This is a genomic window from Streptomyces boncukensis, assembly GCF_011045075.1.
Lineage (GTDB): Bacteria > Actinomycetota > Actinomycetes > Streptomycetales > Streptomycetaceae > Streptomyces > Streptomyces boncukensis.
The window spans coordinates 1-4006 of record NZ_JAAKZZ010000600.1; the positions used below are offsets into that span (position 1 = coordinate 1).

Annotated in this window: 3 protein-coding genes; 2 read left to right on the forward strand and 1 reads right to left on the reverse strand. The window is 76.1% G+C overall.

The window, feature by feature from the left end:
- Positions 1-823, forward strand: an 823-nt coding sequence (locus G5C65_RS32755) for an OB-fold nucleic acid binding domain-containing protein (protein ID WP_338146773.1), incomplete at its 5' end; no start/stop codon positions are given.
- Entirely contained in the window at positions 820-1797 is a 978-nt protein-coding gene (locus tag G5C65_RS32760) for a DNA polymerase Y family protein (RefSeq protein WP_165302705.1), read from the forward strand. The genes G5C65_RS32755 and G5C65_RS32760, both read left to right, overlap by 4 nt.
- Positions 1798-1956: 159 nt before the next feature.
- Here the strand turns inward: G5C65_RS32760 and G5C65_RS32765 are convergent.
- Positions 1957-4006: copper-translocating P-type ATPase (locus G5C65_RS32765; protein ID WP_165302706.1), on the reverse strand; the 2050-nt coding region annotated here is incomplete at its 5' end.

The following is a 4006-nucleotide window of genomic DNA, read 5'->3' on the forward strand; positions in this document are numbered from 1 at the left end:
CCGCCCGCCCCGCCCGGTGGCGGAGGGGCTCGCCCGGGTCGGCGCGCTGGACGCCTTCGCGCCCGGCGGCAACCGGCGCGACCTGCTGCTGCAGATCGCCGAACTGCACCGCGCCCAGCGCGCGGCGGGCGCCCGCGAGGGACAGCTCGCGCTGGGGGAAGCCACGCTGGGGGAAGTGGCGGCGCCCGAACCCGCCCGACTGCCCGACCTGGACCGGGACGAGCGGCTCGGCGCCGAGCTCGGCGTCCTCGGTCTGGACGCCTCCCGGCATCTGATGAGCGACCACCACGCCTTCCTGCGGGAGCTGGGCGCCCGCTCGGCGCGGACGCTGCACGAGGCGCGACATGGCGAGACCGTCCTGGTCGCGGGCGCCAAGGCGGCCACCCAGACCCCGCCGATCCCTTCCGGCAAGCGCGTCATCTTCACCACCCTGGACGACGGCACGGGCCTGGTGGACTGCGCCTTCTTCGAGGACGTGCACGCCGCCTGCGCGCACACCGTCTTCCACTCCTGGCTGCTGCTGGTGCGCGGCGTGGTGCAGCGGCGCGGCCCGCGCAGCCTGAGCGTGGTCGGCGCCGCCGTCTGGAACCTGGCCGAGCTGGTGGAGCTGCGCCGCACCGGCGGCCTGGACGCGGTCACGGACCGGCTGGCGGAGACGGCGGACGCGGCGGCGGACGGGGCGGCGGACGGGAAGCCGGGCCGCACCATCGAGACCGCCCCCGGCGTCCGGATGAACGCGTGGGCCGATCTGCGCACCCCCGGCGACGACACCGCCCGGGGTGTCCGCAAGATGTGGCACTCCAGCCCGGGGAGCGCGGGATGACCGGACCCGGGGTGCTCTACGTCCGCTTCGGCCGCTGCGCGGAGGACGCCCACGACATCTACGAGGCCCTCCTCGGCCTCCTCGCCGACATCACCCCCGTCGTCCAGGCGCTCCCGCCCGACGCCGCGCTCGCCGATGTCCGGGGCGCGCTGCGCTACTTCGGGCAGGACGCCGCCGGGCTCGCCCGCCTCTTCCGGCTGCGCGCACGGGCGCTGTACGACACCGACTGCGCCATCGGGGTCGCGCCCAACCCGCTGCTCGCGCGGATGGCGGCGGCCGACGGGGAGTCCGGGGGCGTACGCGAGGTGCGCCCCGAGGAGACCGCGCGCTTCTTGGACCGCAAGCCCGTCGACGCGCTGCACGGGGTCGGCCCGGCGACCGCCCGCACGCTCTGCGGGTACGGCCTGGACAGCGTCGGACGCGTCGCACAGGCTCCCCCCGCCACGCTCCAGCGCATCCTCGGCGCGACGGCCGGGCGCCGGATCGCCGAGCGGGCGCGCGGGGCCGACCCGACGCCGGTCGTCCCCTCGGCACCGGCGCGCTCGGCGAGTGCCGAACACCGCTTCGACCGCGACGAGCTGGACCCGGAGCGCCGCCGCCGCGCCCTGCTGGCGCTTGCCGACGGGCTGGGCTTCCGGATGCGGCGGGAGGGGCAGGTGGCGCGAGGGCTGACCCTCACCGTCCGCTACGCCGACCGCACCGCCACCGCCCGTAGCCGTACGCTCCCCGAGCCGACCGCGCACACCCCCGCGCTGACGGCCGCCGCCTACGCCCTGCACGACGCGCTCGGGCTGCAGCGCGCCCGGGTACGGGCCGTCTCGCTGCGCGCCGAGGATCTGACGGCCGCCGAACGCGCCGTCCGCCAGCTCTCCTTCGACCCGGGCGAGGAGCGGGCCCGCCGCGCCGAGGCGGCGGCGGACCGGGCCCGCGCCAGATTCGGCCCGGCGGCGGCGTACCCGGCATCCGCAGCGTGAGGGAGCGCGAGAGGGAGCGGAGCGCCCCGCCGGGGGCGCGGGGAACTGCGCGAGCGGCCACAGCGGCGCCGCGGTCCGCGACGGACGGACAGGGGCAGCCTCTTCCCGGCCTGGGAAGAGGCTGCCCACCTCTTGCGGGGCGCCCCGCAAGAAAAAGGATCAGGCGGCTGCCCGGAAGCGCCGCAGGCGAAGGCTGTTGCTGACGACGAAGACCGAGGAGAACGCCATCGCCGCCCCCGCGATCATCGGACTCAGCAGGCCCGCCGCGGCCAGCGGCAGCGCCGCGACGTTGTAGGCGAAGGCCCAGAAGAGGTTGGACTTGATGGTGCCCAGCGTTCTGCGGGCGAGGCGGATCGCGTCGGCCGCGGCCCGCAGGTCGCCCCGTACGAGCGTGAGATCGCCCGCCTCGATCGCCGCGTCGGTCCCGGTGCCCATCGCCAGGCCCAGGTCGGCCTGGGCGAGCGCCGCCGCGTCGTTGACGCCGTCGCCGACCATGGCCACCGAACGGCCCTCGTCCTGGAGCTTCTTGACGACGCTCACCTTGTCCTCGGGCAGCACCTCGGCGAGCACGTCGCCGGGCTCGATGCCGACCTCGGCGGCCACCGTCTCGGCCACCGCCTGGTTGTCGCCGGTCAGCAGCACCGGCCGCAGGCCCAGTCCGCGCAGCCGCTCGATGGCCTCGGCGCTGGTCGGCTTCACCGCGTCCGCGACCTCCAGCACGGCCCGCGCCTCGCCGTCCCAGGCCACCGCTATGGCCGTACGGCCCGCCCGCTCGGCGGCCAGCTTGGCCTCCGCCAGCGCCTCCGGCAGCGCCATCGACCACGCTTCGAGGAGCTTCTCGCGCCCCACCAGCACCGCGTGGCCCTCGACGACGCCCTGGACGCCCAGCCCGGGGACGTTGGCGAAGTCCTCCGGCACCGGAAGCTGCCCGTACCTCTCCGCCGCGCCCCGGGCCACGGCCTGGGCGATGGGGTGCTCGGAGGCGTTCTCCAGCGCGCCCGCCAGCTTCAGGACCTCCGCCTCCGACGCGCCCTCCGCCACCCGGACGTCGAGCAGGGTCATGGTGCCGGTGGTGACGGTGCCGGTCTTGTCGAGCACGACGGTGTCGGCCCTGCGGGTGGTCTCCAGCACCTCGGGGCCCTTGATGAGGATGCCGAGCTGCGCACCGCGTCCCGTGCCGACCATCAGCGCGGTCGGCGTGGCCAGCCCCAGGGCGCAGGGGCAGGCGATGATCAGGACGGCGACGGCGGCCGTGAAGGCGGCGGTCAGACCGCCGCCTGCGGCGAGCCAGACGCCGAGCGTGCCGAGCGCGAGCAGGATGACGGCGGGCACGAAGACGCCGGAGATCCGGTCGGCCAGGCGCTGCGCCGCTGCCTTGCCGTTCTGCGCGTCCTCCACCAGCTTGGCCATCCGCGCGAGCTGGGTGTCCGCGCCGACCCGGGTCGCCTCGACCACCAGCCGGCCGCCCGCGTTGAGCGTCGCGCCCGTGACGCCGTCGCCCTCGCCGACCTCCACCGGCACCGACTCGCCGGTGAGCATGGAGGCGTCCACGGCCGAGCTGCCCTCGACCACGGTGCCGTCCGTGGCGATCTTCTCGCCGGGCCGGACCACGAAGCGGTCGCCCACGGCCAGGTCCCCGGTGCGGATCAGCACCTCGCGCCCGTCCCGCAGCACCGTCACTTCCTTGGCGCCCAGCTCCAGCAGGGCCCGGAGCGCGGCGCCCGCCTTCCGCTTGGAGCGGGTCTCGAAGTAGCGGCCGGCCAGGATGAACGCGGTCACTCCCGCGGCGGCCTCCAGATAGATGTTCTCGGTGCCGTCGGACCGCTCGATGGCGAAGGAGAAGGGGTGGGTCATGCCCGGCTCGCCCGCCATGCCGAAGAACAGCGCCCACAGCGACCAGAGGAACGCGGCCGAGGTGCCGACCGAGATCAGGGTGTCCATGGTGGCGGCGCCGTGCCGGGCGTTGGCCCAGGCGGCGCGGTGGAAGGGCCAGCCCGCCCAGACCACGACGGGGGCGGCGAGGGTGAGGGAGAGCCACTGCCAGTACTCGAACTGGAGGGCGGGGATCATCGCCATCGCGATGACGGGCACGGAGAGCAGCACGGCGCCGGTCAGCCGCTCGCGCAGCGCCGTCAGCTCCGGGTCCCGCTCCTCGTCCCCGCCGCCGCTGCCGCCGTCGGCACCGGGCGGCTCGCCGCTGGGCTCGCCG